Source organism: Mesorhizobium sp. W016 (assembly GCF_054719485.1).
In genome coordinates this window covers 913,022-928,604 of the sequence record NZ_JBTTIF010000002.1, presented here as the reverse complement: position 1 = coordinate 928,604, position 15,583 = coordinate 913,022, and the positions used below count along the sequence as shown (strand labels likewise).

General features: G+C 64.5%; 13 protein-coding genes and 1 pseudogene. 8 read left to right on the top strand and 6 right to left on the bottom strand.

The features are described 5' to 3' along the window. The first annotated feature begins 19 nt into the window (after positions 1–19). Both ACYG9V_RS04960 and ACYG9V_RS04955 read left to right on the top strand, forming a co-directional pair. Positions 20–1,084, top strand: a complete 1,065-nt coding sequence (locus tag ACYG9V_RS04960) for a glycosyltransferase (protein ID WP_352764736.1) — start codon at positions 20–22, stop codon at positions 1,082–1,084. A 248-nt stretch (positions 1,085–1,332) separates the two neighbouring features. Then, entirely contained in the window at positions 1,333–2,865 is a 1,533-nt protein-coding gene (locus ACYG9V_RS04955) for a YifB family Mg chelatase-like AAA ATPase (RefSeq protein ID WP_352764733.1), read from the top strand. Positions 2,866–2,896: 31 nt separating this feature from the next. Here the strand turns inward: ACYG9V_RS04955 and ACYG9V_RS04950 are convergent, their stop codons facing one another. Both ACYG9V_RS04950 and ACYG9V_RS04945 read right to left on the bottom strand, forming a co-directional pair. Further along, entirely contained in the window at positions 2,897–5,068 is a 2,172-nt protein-coding gene (locus ACYG9V_RS04950) for a malate synthase G (RefSeq protein WP_352764731.1), read from the bottom strand. Positions 5,069–5,189: 121 nt separating this feature from the next. Beyond that, complete coding sequence (locus ACYG9V_RS04945) at positions 5,190–7,211, bottom strand: hydantoinase/oxoprolinase family protein (protein WP_352764728.1); 2,022 nt, start codon at positions 7,209–7,211, stop codon at positions 5,190–5,192. A gap of 193 nt (positions 7,212–7,404) precedes the next feature. Here ACYG9V_RS04945 and ACYG9V_RS04940 point away from each other — a divergent pair, with 193 nt between their 5' ends. Genes ACYG9V_RS04940 through ACYG9V_RS04930 form a run of 3 tightly spaced genes read left to right on the top strand, consistent with a single transcriptional unit; the run spans position 7,405 to position 9,388 of the window. Then, the gene (locus tag ACYG9V_RS04940; RefSeq protein WP_023673293.1) at positions 7,405–8,382 is read left to right on the top strand and encodes a threonine ammonia-lyase; all 978 of its coding nucleotides are present in this window, start codon (positions 7,405–7,407) and stop codon (positions 8,380–8,382) included. Between the two features lie 8 nt (positions 8,383–8,390). Next, a complete protein-coding gene (locus ACYG9V_RS04935; protein ID WP_352764726.1) occupies positions 8,391–8,771 on the top strand; it encodes a nuclear transport factor 2 family protein in 381 nt (126 codons plus the stop codon). A gap of 17 nt (positions 8,772–8,788) precedes the next feature. Next, a complete protein-coding gene (locus ACYG9V_RS04930) occupies positions 8,789–9,388 on the top strand; it encodes a DNA-3-methyladenine glycosylase (protein WP_023748245.1) in 600 nt (199 codons plus the stop codon). A 4-nt stretch (positions 9,389–9,392) separates the two neighbouring features. On the opposite strand, the gene ACYG9V_RS04925 is transcribed toward ACYG9V_RS04930, so the two are convergent. The 4 genes from ACYG9V_RS04925 to ACYG9V_RS04910 are packed head-to-tail and all read right to left on the bottom strand — an operon-like array spanning position 9,393 to position 13,094. Beyond that, complete coding sequence (locus ACYG9V_RS04925; protein ID WP_352764724.1) at positions 9,393–10,529, bottom strand: ABC transporter permease; 1,137 nt, start codon at positions 10,527–10,529, stop codon at positions 9,393–9,395. Continuing rightward, entirely contained in the window at positions 10,526–11,446 is a 921-nt protein-coding gene (locus ACYG9V_RS04920) for an ABC transporter ATP-binding protein (RefSeq protein WP_023673289.1), read from the bottom strand. The genes ACYG9V_RS04925 and ACYG9V_RS04920 overlap by 4 nt, the downstream gene beginning before the upstream one ends. Continuing rightward, on the bottom strand, positions 11,443–12,393 hold the full coding sequence (locus ACYG9V_RS04915) for an HlyD family secretion protein (protein WP_023828853.1): 951 nt from the start codon (positions 12,391–12,393) through the stop codon (positions 11,443–11,445). The genes ACYG9V_RS04920 and ACYG9V_RS04915 overlap by 4 nt, the downstream gene beginning before the upstream one ends. Then, on the bottom strand, positions 12,390–13,094 hold the full coding sequence (locus ACYG9V_RS04910; RefSeq protein ID WP_023728788.1) for a CerR family C-terminal domain-containing protein: 705 nt from the start codon (positions 13,092–13,094) through the stop codon (positions 12,390–12,392). Before ACYG9V_RS04910 ends, ACYG9V_RS04915 begins: the two co-directional genes overlap by 4 nt. Positions 13,095–13,185: 91 nt before the next feature. Here ACYG9V_RS04910 and ACYG9V_RS04905 point away from each other — a divergent pair, with 91 nt between their 5' ends. The 3 genes and pseudogenes from ACYG9V_RS04905 (at position 13,186) to ACYG9V_RS04895 (ending at position 15,579) form a co-directional block, all read left to right on the top strand. Further along, positions 13,186–13,683, top strand: coding sequence for a CYTH domain-containing protein (locus tag ACYG9V_RS04905; RefSeq protein WP_023728787.1), 498 nt, complete (start codon positions 13,186–13,188; stop codon positions 13,681–13,683). Positions 13,684–13,769: 86 nt separating this feature from the next. After that, positions 13,770–14,711, top strand: a complete 942-nt coding sequence (locus ACYG9V_RS04900; protein WP_023828854.1) for a CHAD domain-containing protein — start codon at positions 13,770–13,772, stop codon at positions 14,709–14,711. A gap of 42 nt (positions 14,712–14,753) precedes the next feature. Then, positions 14,754–15,579: pseudogene (locus tag ACYG9V_RS04895) on the top strand (C40 family peptidase). Positions 15,580–15,583: the final 4 nt, after the last annotated feature.

Genomic DNA, 15,583 nt, shown 5'->3' with positions numbered 1-15,583 from the left:
ATTCGAGATTGTCAGAGCCATGCTGCGTCATGGCCACAACCTCAGAAAAGGGCACCCTTCCGCGAAGTCGCAACCTGCTCTTCAGGCCAGTTTGCTGTCGGACGATCCGTTCATATCCTATTCGGGAATGTCCGGTACGCCGCTCGGATTAGCAAGTCATATGCCTTTCCGTCCACGCAGCCACCGCGCCTGGTTTCTCATCTCGCCAACCTGGTCCATCGAAAACAGTGCTAGCGTCAAAACCATTCGGACCTATGCCGTTCTGCATAGACTCAAGAACCCCCGTCACTCGCTAATCTTCCTTTCCAACACTCAGCCAGAGGCTGATCTGTTGAACCAGTCCGGCGAGGCCGCCGTCCTGCACAACAAGACGTCAACAACCTCCGAACACATATTCAGGCCTCTCGATGACGTCCCTGTAGAATTTGATGCAATCTACAATGCGCAGCTGGCTCCGTGGAAGCGCCATGACTTGTCGCTTGGCATCCAGCGTTGCGCATTTGTCTTCTATCGAGATTCAAGCGGATCCTCCACGACGGAGTCGGAAAGAGCGCGAATAAATCGGCATAGGGAGCTCGCGCCGCATCACGTCTTTATCAACGAGTTTGACGGCACCGGCAAGCCTGTCCGATTGGCACCGGCTCAGGTGAACACGCATCTAAATCGTGCAGCCGTGGGAATCTGTCTCTCTCACCTGGAAGGACCAATGTTCGCAAGCACGGAATATCTTCTCGCGGGGCTTCCAGTGGTCACGACGCCGAGCCATGGCGGCCGAGACCTTTATCTGGATGATGACTATTCGCTTACAGTTCCACCCGATCCTCGATCCATCGCGGAGGCTGTCTTAGCGCTGAAGGAGCGACGAATTCCCCGGGATTACATTCGTTCGCAAACTTTGAAACGAATCGAACGAGACCGCGGGCGGTTCATAGACCTTGTAAACGAGATTTTTCTGGAGAGCGGCTCTTCGCGCCGGATCGCCCTGCCTTGGCCTTTCAGATATCCTGTCATGGAGTGGCTTCCACCGCAGGTCGCGATCGATCGATCGCTTTCAGGTTCGGTCGATGCGTTCATCACCGTTTAGAAGCAACACCCTCAGATTGCCGAAGGGCCTAGTCGCCTTGTTAACGCGGTCGAGGAGGCGGAGCAGCCGTTCCATTTTGCTCAACCATCTTCCGTTTTTGCAACCGGCACAGCGCGCTGCAACCACCACGAATGCATGTTCCTGTAATGTTCTTGTCTTGGCCTGAAATCTATGGTTGTCTTGTCCTGACGTCGCTCGCGGTCTGAACCACAAGGCCGAGGCGAGCTGATATCCGGGGGCAGAGCAAGATGGTGGCGCGGGTTCGCACGGTTGCTTTCCAGGGCATCGAGGCCGTACCGGTCGATGTCCAGGTGATGATCGCGCCGGGCAAGGTCGGCATGCAGATTGTCGGCCTGGCCGACAAGGCGGTGGCCGAAAGCCGCGAGCGGGTGCAGGCGGCCCTCCATGCGTCGGGCCTGTCGATGCCGTCGAAGAAGGTGACGGTCAACCTCGCTCCGGCCGATCTGCCCAAGGAAGGCAGCCATTACGATCTGCCGATCGCGCTCGGCCTGATGGCCGCCCTTGGCGCCATTCCGGGCGACATGCTGGCCTCCTATGTCGTGCTCGGAGAATTGTCGCTCGACGGCACCATTGCCACGGTCGCCGGTGCGCTGCCGGCGGCGATCGGCGCCAATGCCGAGGGAAAAGGCCTGATCTGCCCGTTCGGCTGCGGGCCGGAAGCGGCCTGGGCGGGCAAGGATTTCGACATATTGGCGCCGCGCAGCCTGATTGCCATCGCCAATCATTTTCGCGGCACGCAGGTGCTGTCGCGGCCCGAGCCCGGCATCCATGTCTCGGCCCGCGACCTGCCCGACCTTTCAGACATCAAGGGCCAGGAAAGCGCCAAGCGGGCGCTGGAAGTGGCGGCGGCCGGCGGCCACAATCTGTTGATGGTCGGGCCTCCCGGCTCGGGAAAATCGATGCTGGCGCAGAGGCTGCCTTCAATTCTGCCGCCACTGGCGCCCAAGGAACTTCTTGAAGTCTCGATGATCGCCTCGGTGGCCGGCGAGCTCGGCGAAGGCAAGCTCACCGACCGGCGGCCGTTCCGCGCCCCGCACCATTCGGCTTCGATGGCGGCAATGGTCGGCGGCGGCATCAGGGCGCGGCCGGGCGAAGTATCGCTTGCCCATAACGGCGTCCTGTTCCTCGACGAGTTTCCCGAATTCACGCCGCAGACCTTGGATGCGCTGCGCCAGCCACTGGAGACCGGCGACTGCATGATCGCGCGCGCCAACCACCGCGTCACCTATCCAGCGCGCATCCAGCTGGTGGCGGCGATGAACCCGTGCCGTTGCGGCATGGCCGGCGAGCCCGGCTATCGCTGCCTGCGCGGTGAGCGCTGCCGCACCGACTACCAGACGCGCATTTCCGGCCCGCTGCTCGACCGCATCGATCTCAGGATCGAGGTACCGGCGGTCTCGGCCGCCGACCTGATCCGGCCCGACCGAGCGGAGAAAAGTGCAGCCGTCGCCCAGCGCGTGGCGCGCGCCCGCACCATCCAGCGCGAACGTTTCGAGCGGCTGGGCGTTACCAGCGCCACCACCAACGCCCATTGCTCGCCTTCTGTTATCGAGGACATCGCGATGCCGGATGCCGCCGGCCTGTCGCTGCTGAAAGACGCCAGCGAGAAACTCGGCTTTTCCGCGCGCGCCTATCACCGCGTGCTCAAAGTGGCGCGCACACTGGCTGACCTCGACGCCAGCGAAACCGTCGGCCGAATTCACCTGGCCGAGGCGATTTCCTACCGCATGATGTCGGAGCGGGTAGCGCAGGCGGCGTAACCCTCCCCTTGAGGGGAGGGAAACGCAGGCGCTAATTCGCCCGCTCTTTCGCCTTCAGCTCCAGCCGCCGTGCGTGCAGCACCGGTTCCGTATAGCCATTCGGCTGTTCGCGGCCTCTAAACACCAGGTCGCAGGCGGCGTGGAAGGCGATGGAATTGTCGAAATCGGTGGCCATCGGGCGGTAGAGCGGGTCGCCGGCGTTCTGCAGGTCGACGATCGCCGCCATGCGCCGCAGCGAATCCATCACCTGGATCTGCGAGCACACCTTGTGGTGCAGCCAGTTGGCGATGTGCTGCGAGGAGATCCGCAGCGTGGCGCGGTCTTCCATCAGGCCGACATCGTTGATGTCGGGCACTTTCGAGCAGCCGACGCCCTGGTCGATCCAGCGCACGACATAGCCAAGAATACCTTGCGCATTATTGTCGAGTTCGCGCTGGATCTCGTCGGGGGTCCAGTTCGGCCGCACCGCCACCGGCACCGACAATATATCATCGAGCTTCGCCTTCGGCCGGCTCTTGAGCGCCGCCTGGACGGCATGGACATCGACCTTGTGATAGTGCGTGGCGTGCAACGTCGCCGCCGTCGGCGACGGCACCCAGGCGGTGCTGGCGCCGGCCTTGGGATGCGCGATCTTCTGTTCCAGCATCGCCGCCATCAGATCGGGCATCGCCCACATGCCCTTGCCGATCTGGGCATGGCCGGCCAGCCCGCATTCGAGCCCGGCGTCGACATTCCACGCCTCATAGGCGGAAATCCAGGCGGCCTGCTTCATGTCGCCCTTGCGGATCATCGGGCCGGCTTCCATCGAGGTGTGGATCTCGTCGCCGGTGCGGTCGAGGAAGCCGGTGTTGATGAACACGACGCGTTCCCTGGCGGCGCGGATCGCCTCCTTGAGGTTGACGGTGGTGCGCCGCTCCTCGTCCATGATGCCCATCTTGATGGTGTTTTTGGCCATACCGAGCAGCGCTTCGACGCGGTCGAAAATCTCGACTGCGAAGGCGACTTCCTCCGGCCCATGCATCTTCGGCTTCACCACATACATCGAGCCCGCGCGGGAGTTCATCCGCCGCCCTTTGGCGCCGACATCGTGCAGCGCGATCAGCGCCGTCAGCGCCGCATCCATGATGCCTTCCGGCACCTCGTTGCCATCGCGGTCGAGGATGGCCGGATTGGTCATCAGGTGGCCGACGTTTCTCACCAGCATCAGCGAGCGGCCGGGCAAGCTCAGCGCGCCACCACTGGGCGCGGTCCAGGCGCGGTCCGGATTGAGCTTGCGCGTGAAGGTTTTGCCGCCCTTGCTGATTTCCTCCGCCAGATCGCCCTTCATCAGGCCGAGCCAGTTGCGGTAGACGATGACCTTGTCCTCGGCATCCACCGCCGCGACCGAATCCTCGCAGTCCTGGATGGTGGTCAGCGCCGATTCCAGGATCACGTCGGCAATGCCGGCCGGGTCGGTGCGGCCGATCTGGTTGGTGCGGTCGATGAGGATCTCGATGTGCAGGCCGTTCTGGACCAGCAGGATGGCTTCCGGGTTGGCGCCGTCACCGCGATAGCCGGCAAATTGTTTCGGGTTGGCCAGCGTCGTGCCGCTGGCGCCGGCGCCGAGCCGCAAGGTGCCACCCGAAACCGTCAGCCCGTTCACGCCGGCCCATTTGCCCGAGGTGAGCGGCACGGACTCGTCCAGAAAACTCTTCGCCCAGGCAACCACCTTGGCGCCGCGCACGGGGTTGAAGCTTTTGCCCTTCTCGGCGCCACCGGTCTCGGCAATAGCGTCGGTGCCGTAGAGCGCATCGTAGAGCGAGCCCCAGCGGGCATTGGCGGCGTTGATCGCATAACGCGCATTCATCACCGGCACCACCAGCTGCGGCCCGGCAACGGTGGCGATCTCGGGGTCGACATTGTCGGTCGACACGGAAAAGGCCGGCCCTTCGGGCACGAGATAGCCGATCTCACGCAAGAAGCTTTTGTAGGCCTCCATATCGATGGGCGCGCCATTGGCGCGGTGCCAGGCGTCGATCTGTTCCTGCATGGCGTCGCGTTTGGCCAACAACGCCCGGTTCTTCGGCGCGAGATCATGGACGATGGCCGAAAAGCCGTTCCAGAAGACGTCGGCGGCAATGCCGGTACCCGGCAGCGCTTCGCCGACAAAGTCATGCAGTTCGCGGGCAATCCGCAATCCGGCGATCTCGACGCGATCGGTCATCAGGGCTTCTCCAGATGAAAGGCTTTGCGGCCTTTGGCATGTCGGGGGTGAGGGGTCAATTCAGCTTAGGGTGAAGGCGGGGAATTTGAAGCTGCTGATCTCCCCCCTCGTGGGGGAGATCCTAAACCGCAATCCTCGGCCGACCCGATGCAACCGCCACCACATGCGCTTCGATAAACATCCGTTGGGCCTCAACCGTAGACACCTTGAACTCGGTCGAAACTTCTATCTCAGCGTTGTCGGTGCCGGCATCCTTCGCCCGCTCGGCCACAATCGCCCGCACATCAGCCTCCGCTGCCGCGATCGCCTCGGCCTCGTCCGTGAAGTCGCGCACCGTTTGCCCCGACGCCAAACGAAACAAACCTTCCCTGGGCTGGCTGACGCGGGCTTCGGCGGAGACGCGGACCTGGCCGACGACGGCGCCGAGCGCGTTGGCGACATCGGTATCCTCCGGCACCACGCACTCATTACCGACCAGCTCGGCCAAGCCGGCATAGTGCAGCGGCGCCGAGGCGCCGAGGCCAATGACCGGACGATCGAGCGCGACGCTGAGCCTTGCGATGCCGGGATGGGAATCGACGGCGCGCTGCACCAGCGCATGCGCGACGGTGGCGGCGCCATCCAGCCCATCCTCGGCAAAGGCTGTCTCCAGAATGTATTCTGCCGACCAGCGCGTGAGCGTCAGCAGCACGCGTTCGGAAATCACCTCCGGAGACGGCGCGATGTACTGGCCTCGCCCATCACGCTTGCGGGCAAACAGTTCGGCGGCGAGCCGGGCCGCAAGCGGGTCCCAGTTGGCCTGCTTGCCGAGCACATGGGCGGCGTCCGAGGGGGTGAAGCCCGAGATATGCACAAGACCGCGCGAGACCAGCCGGTTCAGCGTGGCGTTCTGGGCGTTCGAGGTGAGCAGCCTGTCGATGGCGAGCGGCACGGCACCAATGAGTTCATACAGTTTCGCCTCGGGCGCGGTCAGGCCGGCGGCGAGCCTGTCCGGCACGCCCGTGCGCAGCGCAAAGCGGCCGTCCATGCGGCCGGGGTTGGGCGCCCTGAGCTGGCGCTCGAGCTCCGATGTCACGGAAGCACCATGCATCATCCCGGCCAGCGCCAGCGGCACCAAGCGACGCGGCCCGAGCAGGATTTTCGGGTTGAGCGCGCCATCTTCCAGCGCCACTTCGGAATCGCCGCCGAGGCCGAAGGTGCGCATGGCGACCGCCTCGACCATGGTGCGGAAGCCGCCGACAGTGGCGCCTTCGGGATCGAGCCGAGGACGGCCGCCGTCGAGCACGGCGACATCGGTGGTGGTGCCGCCAATGTCGGACACCATGGCGTTGTCCAGGCCCGTCATGTGGCGGGCGCCGACCAGGCTGGCGGCCGGGCCGGACAGGATGGTCTCGATCGGCCGCTGGCGGGCAAACGCCGCCGAAACCAGCGCGCCATCGCCGCGCACCACCATCAGGGGGGCTACGATGTTGCGGGCCTCCAAAAATCCTTCGGTTGCCGCCACCAGCCGGTCGATCATCGAGATCAGCCTGGCGTTGAGCAAGGTGGTGAGCGCGCGGCGCGGGCCGCCGAGCTTGGCCGACAATTCGTGGCTGGCGGTGACCGGCAGGCCGGTCTTTTCGCGGATGAAGTCGCGCGCGGCGAGTTCATGCGCCGGGTTGCGGGTGGCGAAATAGGCGCAGACGGCAAAGCCCGACACCGAGGCGCCGAGTTCAGGGATCGCCGCTTCCAGATCCGACAGATCGAGCTTGGCCGCATTGCCGTGCACGTCATGGCCGCCCGGACAAAACACCACCGGATCGGTGCCGAGCGCGGTCTTCAGCCCGTCGCGCGCAAGGTCGGCCCCGGTAAAGCCGATCATGATGAGCGCCACACGCCCACCCTGGCCCTCGACCAGCGCATTGGTGGCGAGCGTCGTCGACATCGACACGAGTTTGATGGCGGCCGGATCAGTGGCCGATTTTTCCAGCACCGCATCGACCGCGCCGGAAATGCCGACGGCAAGATCGTGCCGCGTCGTCAGCGCCTTGGCCTTGGCCAGCACCTTGCCTTTTGGCCCGCCTTGTTCCGACCACAGCACGGCATCGGTATAGGTGCCACCGGTGTCGATACCGAGGAACAGGGGTTTTGGCTTGGCGGTCATTTCTGGCGGTCCGGAATTCTGCTCCCCGCCCTTAGCCGATACGGCCCGGCGGATAAAGGCGGGAGAGGTGGGCCAGTTTGACCTCGTCGCCGCTCATGCCCGTCAAACTTTGTAACGGTCACATTTTTTCATTGGTGCGTGGCCTGCCTTTGCGTGCACCATGCGCCGAACTCATCGCTTTCAGGACTTCGCCATGACCACGCTTCCCGGCATCGCCGACATCCATGCCGCCGCCGCGCGGCTCTCCGGCCTGATCGCCGAAACGACCTTGATCGAATCGCTGGAACTCAACAAGCGCTTCGGCGGCCGCATCCTGTTCAAGCCGGAGACGCTGCAGCGCACCGGCTCGTTCAAGTTCCGCGGCGCCTACAACAAACTGTCTTCGCTGAGCGAAGAAGAGCGCAGCCGCGGCGTCGTCGCCTTCTCCTCCGGCAACCATGCTCAGGGCGTCGCCGCGGCGGCTGCCATGTTCGGCGTCAAGGCGGTCATTGCCATGCCGGCCGACGCGCCGGCGATGAAGATCGCCAATGTCCGCAAGATGGGCGCCGAAGTGGTGCCGTTCGACCGCTTTCGCGACGACCGCATGACGGTGGTGCGACCCTACATGGACAAGGGCATGGTGCTGGTGCCTCCTTTCGACGATCCGGCCATCATCGCCGGCCAGGGCACGATCGGTCTCGAACTGATGCGCCAGGCAAAAGCGCTCGGCGTCAGCCTCGACGCGGTCGTCATTCCCTGTGGAGGCGGCGGCCTGACGAGCGGCATTTCGATCGCCGTCAAGGATGCCTCGCCGGCCACGGCAGTCTGGGCCGTTGAGCCCGAGCATTTCGACGACACCCGCCGTTCGCTGATCGAAGGAAAAAGGGTTTCCAACGAGCCCGGCCACAGTTCGATCTGCGATGCCATCCTCACCGCCGAGCCCGGTGCCATCACCTTCGAGATCAACCGCAAGAACCTCGCCGGCGCCATCGCCGTCTCCGACAAGGCGGCCGCACAGGCGGTGCGCGACGCCATGGCCCATCTCAAGCTGGTGGTCGAACCCGGCGGCTGCGTGGCGCTGGCGGCGCTCTCGTCAGGCGAGATCGAACTGTCGGGCAAATGCGTCGCCGTCGTGCTGTCAGGCGGCAATGTCGATTTCACCACCTATGCCGAGATCATGGCCGCGGCCTGAGAACCGATATGGCAGACGCTGAGATAAGGGCGGCTCTCGATCGCCATTGGGCTGCCTCCGATGCCGATGATCTCGAGACGGAGCATCAGATCTATCGCGAGGACGCGGTGCTCGATTATCCGCAATCAGGCGAGCGCATCAGCGGACGGCACAACATCCAGTCGTCGCGCGCCACGCAGCCCAACCGGAAGCGCTTTGCCGTGCGGCGGATCACCGGGTCAGGCGACCTCTGGATCACCGAATATGTCCTGACCTATGACGGGATTCCGTCCTATACGGTGAGCATCATGGAGTTCGTCGATGGCAAAGTGGTTCGCGAGACCCAGTATTTCGGCGATCCGTTCGAGCCGGGGCAGTCGCGCGCGCAATGGGTCGAACGGATACCTTGAAACACGGCGGCGGTAGCATGACCGGCCACCATCCGCTCGATCGTGCCGAACTGCCTGATGATACGGCCGATCTCGCCCGCTATCTCATCGGCAAGCTCGTGGTGCGGGAGCTGCCGGAAGGCATCGTCAGCGGCCGTATCGTCGAGACCGAGGCCTATGTCACCGGCGACGCCGCCGGGCACGGCTATCGCGGCATGACGCCGCGCAACCGTTCGCTGTTCCTCGGGCCCGGACACGCCTACGTCTATCTCGCCTATGGGGTCTCCTGGATGCTCAATGTCTCAAGCGAGGGGCCGGGCACCGGCACCGGCGTGCTGATCCGGGCGCTGGAGCCGCTCGAAGGCATCGCCATCATGCGGCTGAACCGGGGCGTGGAGCGCCTGCGCGACCTGGCGCGCGGGCCGGGGCGGCTCGCCCAGGCATTGCGGATCGACCGTTCGCTGGACGGCCTCGATCTGTGCCGCCAAGGCCCGCTATGGCTGGCAGCCGACGAGCATCAGGCCAGCGACATCGGCCAAGGCATCCGCATCGGCATCACGAAGGATGCGGACCGCCCGCTGCGGTTCTATGTCAGAGGCAGTCCGTTCGTCAGCGGTCCGCGATCGCTCAATTCCTGAACGCTCAGTCGAGCGTGCGCCTGAACCGCACCAATGCGACGCCGGCAAACAAGGCCACGAACCCGACCAGCCAGGCGATCTCGCCCGCAACCGCCGGCAGTTCGGCGCCCTTCAGCATCACCGCGCGGGTGATGCGCAGAAAATGCGTCAGCGGAAAAATCTCGCCGAAGGTCTGCGCCCAGCCCGGCATGCCGCGATAGGGGAACATGAAGCCGGACAGCAGGATCGACGGCAGGAAGAAGAAGAAGGTCAGCTGCAGCGCCTGCATCTGCGTGCGGGCGATGGTCGAGATGGTGTAGCCAAGCAGCACCAGCGCCAGCACGAACACCAATACGGCTGCAAGCAGCAGCGACATGGAACCGGTGAAGGGGATGGCGAACAAGAGCTTCGACGCCGCCAGCACCACCACCACCTGGACGCCACCGACCACAAGATAGGGCAGCACCTTGCCCAGCATGATCTCAAACGGGCTGGACGGCATGGCGAGCAGGTTTTCCATCGTGCCGCGCTCGGTCTCGCGGGTCAGCGCGATCGAGGTCATCATCACCAGGGTCATCTGCAGGATGACGCCGAGCAGGCCGGGCACGATGTTGTATTGCGAGATGCCTTCCGGATTGTAGCGCTGGTGCACCACCACATCGAGCTGGCCCCTGGCGGCCTCACTCGCCGCCTCCTGCATGCCTTGCGCCCGAAGCAGCGCCTGGCTGGCCACTTTGCTTAGCGTCGAGATGGCGCCGCTGGCGGCGGCCGGGTCGGTGGCGTCGGCCTCGATGAGTATCTGCGGATTGTCGCCGCGCTCCACCCGGCGGCCGAAATCGGCCGGGATGGTGACGACGAAGGCGACATCGCCGCGCGCCATCAGGAATTCGGCATCCTCGGCACTTTGCGCGACATGGTCGAAGCGGTAGTAGCCGGTCGTCTGCAGGGCTGCGACAATGGCGCGGGTGTAGGGGTCGTTGCTGGTCGCCACCAGTGCGGCAGGCAGGCTTTTGGGATCGTTGTTGATAGCGTAGCCGAACAGCACCAGCTGCAAAAGCGGCACGCCCAGCATCATGGCGAAGGTGATGCGGTCGCGCCGCATCTGGATGAATTCCTTGATCAGCAGCGCACCGAGCCTGGCGAAGGAGAAGACGCTGTTCATGCCATATTGTCCTTCGAGCCGGACATGAACTGGATGAAGACGTCCTCGAGGCTGGTCTCGCCGGGTTTTACGCTGACGCCCTTGTGCTCCTTCTCGACATCGGCGAGCGCCTTTTCGAGCTTTGCCTTGTCGGAGCCGACGACATGCAGCGTCGCGCCGAACGGCGCCACCTGGTCGACGCCGGGCCGGTCCCTGAGTGCATCGGCGACCTGGTCGAGGCGCGGTCCCTGCAGCACGAAGGTGGTCAGACCGGCATTCGTCACCACCTCGTCCACCGTGCCGGTGGCCAGCATCTTGCCGTAGGAGATGTAGCTGATGCGGTGGCAGCGCTCGGCTTCGTCCATGTAGTGGGTGGACACCAGCACGGTCAGACCGCCGCTCGCCAGCCGGTGGATCTCGTCCCAGAATTCGCGCCGCGCCTTCGGATCGACGCCGGCGGTCGGCTCGTCGAGCAGCAGCAGCTTCGGCTTGTGCATGATGCAGGCGGCCAGTGCCAGCCGCTGCTTCCAGCCGCCCGACAACGTGCCGGCGAGCTGGTTGCGGCGGCTCGTCAGGCCAAGCTCTTCCAGCGTTTTCGACACATGCTCCTCGACCGGTTTCAGCCGGTAGAGCCGCGCCACGAATTCGAGATTCTCGCCGATCGTCAAATCCTCGTAGAACGAGAATTTCTGCGTCATGTAGCCGACTTCGCGCTTGATGCGGAGCGACTCGGTGCGGATGTTGAAACCCAGCACCGTACCTTCGCCCTCGTCGGGCGTCAGCAGGCCGCACATGATGCGGATGGTCGTCGTCTTGCCGGACCCGTTGGGCCCGAGAAAGCCGACGATCTCGCCCTCGGCCACCGTCATCGTCACATGGTCGACGACAGTCTTGTCGCCGAAACGCTTGACCAGGCCATGAACGTCGATGGCGTTCATTTTGAGGCCGCCAGCTCGACATCGACGATCTGTCCCGGCTGCAGCGCTTGCGCCTTGCCCTCAGGCCGCGCCTCGACGAGGTAGACCAGCTTCTGCCGGTTCTCGAGCGAGTAGATCACCGGCGGGGTGAATTCCGGGTCGGGCGAGACATAGCTGACGCGCGCCTTCACCTCCGGCCCGCAGCCGTCGCAATGCACGACAAGCAGCGTGCCGACCTTGATCGACGAGAACGCACTTTCCGGGACATAGACGCTGAGCTTCACCGCACCGTCCGGCAACATCGAAATGACAGGCGCGGTCGGACCAGCGGTGTCGCCGGGATTGCGGATGACGTCATTGATGCGGCCGGGCGAGGGTGCCGCCAGCACGCGCTTCGATAGCCGCCACTCAGCCTGTTCCAACGCCGACTGCGCCTGTTTGACCTGATTGTCTGCCGCCTTGATCGTTTCGGGACGCGCAGGCAGACCGCCGACGGCGAGGTTGGCCTGCGCCTGGCCGACCTGCGCATTGGCGGTCTCCAGCGTCGCGGCGGCGGTGTCGTAGTCGGCCTGCGTGCCGGCACCGCGCTTGAACAGGTCGGCGGCGCGGTCGTATTTGCGCTTGGCATCCGTGGCCTGGGCCTTGGCCATGTCGACCTCGGCCTTCAGCACCGCGATCTCCTCCGGCCGCTTGCCGATCTGCAGGTCGGCCAGCTGCGCCTGCGCCTGGGCGAGCGCGGCCCCTGCCTGGGCGACGGCGATTTTTGCGTCGGCGCTTTCGAGAGTCACCACCGGCGTGCCTGATACAACACGGTCGCCGCGCTTGACCGCGACGGTCTCGACCTGCGCCACCTCGATCGGAGCCAGCAAGACATAGTCGCCCTCGACATAGCCGACGGCAAGCGGCGCTGCCGGCGCGCAGGCGCCGAACAGCTTGGCCGCGAGAGGCAGGGAACAGAGAAAACTCATCGCTTGCCCTCCTTGCGGGCGACCGGATTGCGGGCCGCCAGTATGGCGCCAAGATTGCCTGTCACCGCCGCCACCACCTTGGCGGCCTCGGTGTTGCCGATCTCGCGCCAGCCCATACGACGCATCACTGCTTCGCGACCGATGCGGAAATAGATGACCTGGCCGATCAGCGTGAAGACCACGAGCTTGGTGGCCTCGCTTTCGGCCGGCTCGCCCGTCGCCTGTTCCCAGATCTGGCAGAGGCGGCGATGGGTCGGTTCGAACACCCCGTCATAGATGCGGTCGAGTGCGGCGGTCGGATGCGTCAATTCCCTAAGTACAAATTGTACGATATCGCCAGCTTCCGGTCTGGCTACGATAAACGCCACCATCGCTTCCAGCGCGGCGAACAATTGTGCCCTCGCCGCCTCCGGGCCGGCTTGACCCGGCAATTGCGTGCCGCCGAGCGCCTGGCCGGCAACCGACTGGATGGTTTCGACGATGTGGTCGGCGGCGGCCGCGCGCAACCCTTCCTTGCCGCCGAAGTGATAGGCGATCGAGCCGATGTTGGCCTTGGCCTCGGCGGCGATCTCACGCGTCGACGTGCCGTCGAACCCTTGCCGTCCGAACAGCTTGAGCGCCGAAAGCACGAGTGCGGCGCGCGTCTGCTCTGCGGGGGATGTCTCCTGGCGGGGCGTTTTATCGGCTACGGTTTTGATCATGCTGGCCACTTAATCAATCGATTGATTAAAGTCAAATTGATTATCCGCGGCGGCTTGCCATGTCGGGCCGCAGACGCTTTAGTGGGCGGCCATGGGCAAGGAAGTCGAACGCAAGTTCCTGGTCTCCAGCGCCGAATGGCTGGAAATGGCCGAGGCGAATATACGCATTCGCCAGTTCTATCTTGCCGCAACACCCGGCCGCACCGTGCGCGTGCGCATCAGCGACGGCAGTTCGGCGAAGCTGACGCTTAAATTCGGCAGCAAGATCCGCGAGCGTGACGAATACGAATATGAAATTCCACTGGCGGACGCAGAGGAGATGCTGGCCTTCGCCATCGGACATGTCATCGAGAAGACACGCCACCATGTTAGGCATCGCGGCTATCTCTACGAAGTCGATGTTTTCGGCGGGATTCTAGCCGGCCTTGTGGTGGCCGAACTGGAGACGCCGGAGGATGTACCTGACGAAATGCTGCCTGATTGGCTCGGCCGCGAAGTGACCGGCGAGCAGAGATTTTACAACGCGTCGCTCGCCCTAGAGCCGGATGATTTTAGGTCGGGTCGACCTAAAATCGGAATCCGGCTCTAAATCAAAAGAGATGGAGCATGATGTCGTCCGAAAACCGCTTCACACTTTTCGGCATCATGCTCTAGGGGGATTCCGGAGATCGCCGCATGAGCTTTCGCATCGATCCGCGCCTGCCGCTGACCGGCGAGGTCAGGCGTATCCTTGGCGAGGAGATCGGCAAGGCGCTTGCCCATCTGGCCGTCGCGCGCGACCAGCCGGAGCAGGCATTGCACAAATGCCGCAAGCGGCTGAAGAGCGCGCGCGCCTTGCTGCGGCTGGTCCGTTCCGGAAATGAAACATTCTGTCGGACTGAGAACCAATGCTACCGTCAGGTGGCGGCGCTGCTTGCCGGGCCGCGCGAGGCGACCGCGCTGGTCGAGACCGTCGACCGGCTGGCAGCCGCCTTTCCCGAGCAGGTTGCCGGCGGCGGCCTCGACAGCGTGCGCGACCGGCTTATCGCCCGCCAGCATGAAATCCATGCCGGGGCTGGTCTCGACGCCGCCATAGGCGCGGCCACGGCCGCCTGCGAGGAAGGCCTGATCCGGATCGAGCGGCTGCTGCTCCCCGATCTGCCTGAGCATGCAGCCGATGTGCTTGCGGAAGGCGCTCGCAAGACCTTGCGCCGGGCCAGGAAGGCGCTGGACAAGGCCGGATCCCACGGAGGAGCCGAGGATTTCCACGATCTGCGTAAGGCGGCCAAGACCCACTCGATGCATCTTTCGCTGCTCGGCCGGCTGTGGCCGACGCCGATCAAGGTGCGGCGCAAGGCGGTCGACGAACTGGGTGAAAAGCTCGGCGAACTGCACGATGTCTTCGTCATGCGCGCCCTGCTCGAAGCCGACGGCGAGCCGCTCGGCGATGCGCAGGACACCAAGCTCCTGGGCAAGCTTTTGAAGCGCTCGGAAAAAAGCCTGAAGAAGAGCTGCCTCGCCGGGGCGGCCGAACTGTTCGGCGACAGTCCCAAGCGCTCGACAAAGAAGCTCGCCCGCAATGCGCGCGACGACCTCGCCGGGCCGGCACTGCCGGAAGAGACAGTGCCGGCCGGCTGACGCTGGCACTCCCCCGCCGGCGCGTGCTAGTCACGCTCTACCATGACCGCACCTGCCGACACGCTTCTGGACCGACTTGGCCGCTGGCTTGCCGGCCGGCTGCAGGACGAATCCTCCGGCTATGAGCCCTACACGCCGTCCGACGCCGAGACGTTGCGGCGCACGCTCGAGCCCGGCGACATCCTGCTCATCGAAGGCAACCAGAAGATCTCGGCGGCGATCAAATACCTGACCCAGTCGACCTGGTCGCATGCGGCCTTCTATATCGGCGATGCCTTGTCCGAACCGGAGGACGGATCGGAACGGCGTCGGCTGATCGAAGTCACGCTCGGCGAAGGCTGTGTCGCCGTGCCGCTGTCGCGCTACCACCTACAACACCCGTATCTGCCGGGCGAGCGGGCTGACCCCGGAAGACCGCGACCATGTCGTCGCCTTCATGATCGGCAAGCTCGGCCTGAAATACGATCTCAAGAACATTTTCGACATGCTGCGCTTTTTCCTGCCGACGCCGCCGGTGCCGGTGCGCTGGCGCCGCCGCATGCTGGCTTTCGGCTCCGGCGACCCGACGCGCGCCATCTGCTCGACCCTGATCGCCGAAGCCTATGGCGAGATCCGCTATCCGATCCTGCCCGAGATCACCCGCGCGCCCGGCCGCGCCTCAGCGCAGTCGAACTATTCGCGCCGCGAAATCCTGCACATCCGCCACCACTCGCTCTACACGCCGCGCGACTTCGACCTGTCGCCCTTCTTCCGCATCGTGAAACCGACGCTGGAATTTGGGTTCGACTACCGGGCGGTGACCTGGGAGGACAAGGCAGGCACCGACGCCGCAGCCGCGAAGGCTGGCGCAATCGCCTCAGACACGTGATGGC

Bases quoted from the DNA above. Each gene is read 5' to 3' on its own strand.
- ACYG9V_RS04900 (WP_023828854.1), top strand. From the start codon at position 13,770: ATGAGCTTTCGCATCGATCCGCGCCTGCCGCTGACCGGCGAGGTCAGG.
- ACYG9V_RS04935 (WP_352764726.1), top strand. From the start codon at position 8,391: ATGGCAGACGCTGAGATAAGGGCGGCTCTCGATCGCCATTGGGCTGCC.
- ACYG9V_RS04945 (WP_352764728.1), bottom strand. From the start codon at position 7,211: ATGACCGCCAAGCCAAAACCCCTGTTCCTCGGTATCGACACCGGTGGC.
- ACYG9V_RS04905 (WP_023728787.1), top strand. From the start codon at position 13,186: ATGGGCAAGGAAGTCGAACGCAAGTTCCTGGTCTCCAGCGCCGAATGG.
- ACYG9V_RS04910 (WP_023728788.1), bottom strand. From the start codon at position 13,094: ATGATCAAAACCGTAGCCGATAAAACGCCCCGCCAGGAGACATCCCCC.
- ACYG9V_RS04930 (WP_023748245.1), top strand. From the start codon at position 8,789: ATGACCGGCCACCATCCGCTCGATCGTGCCGAACTGCCTGATGATACG.
- ACYG9V_RS04915 (WP_023828853.1), bottom strand. From the start codon at position 12,393: ATGAGTTTTCTCTGTTCCCTGCCTCTCGCGGCCAAGCTGTTCGGCGCC.
- ACYG9V_RS04925 (WP_352764724.1), bottom strand. From the start codon at position 10,529: ATGAACAGCGTCTTCTCCTTCGCCAGGCTCGGTGCGCTGCTGATCAAG.
- ACYG9V_RS04955 (WP_352764733.1), top strand. From the start codon at position 1,333: ATGGTGGCGCGGGTTCGCACGGTTGCTTTCCAGGGCATCGAGGCCGTA.
- ACYG9V_RS04940 (WP_023673293.1), top strand. From the start codon at position 7,405: ATGACCACGCTTCCCGGCATCGCCGACATCCATGCCGCCGCCGCGCGG.
- ACYG9V_RS04950 (WP_352764731.1), bottom strand. From the start codon at position 5,068: ATGACCGATCGCGTCGAGATCGCCGGATTGCGGATTGCCCGCGAACTG.
- ACYG9V_RS04960 (WP_352764736.1), top strand. From the start codon at position 20: ATGCTGCGTCATGGCCACAACCTCAGAAAAGGGCACCCTTCCGCGAAG.
- ACYG9V_RS04920 (WP_023673289.1), bottom strand. From the start codon at position 11,446: ATGAACGCCATCGACGTTCATGGCCTGGTCAAGCGTTTCGGCGACAAG.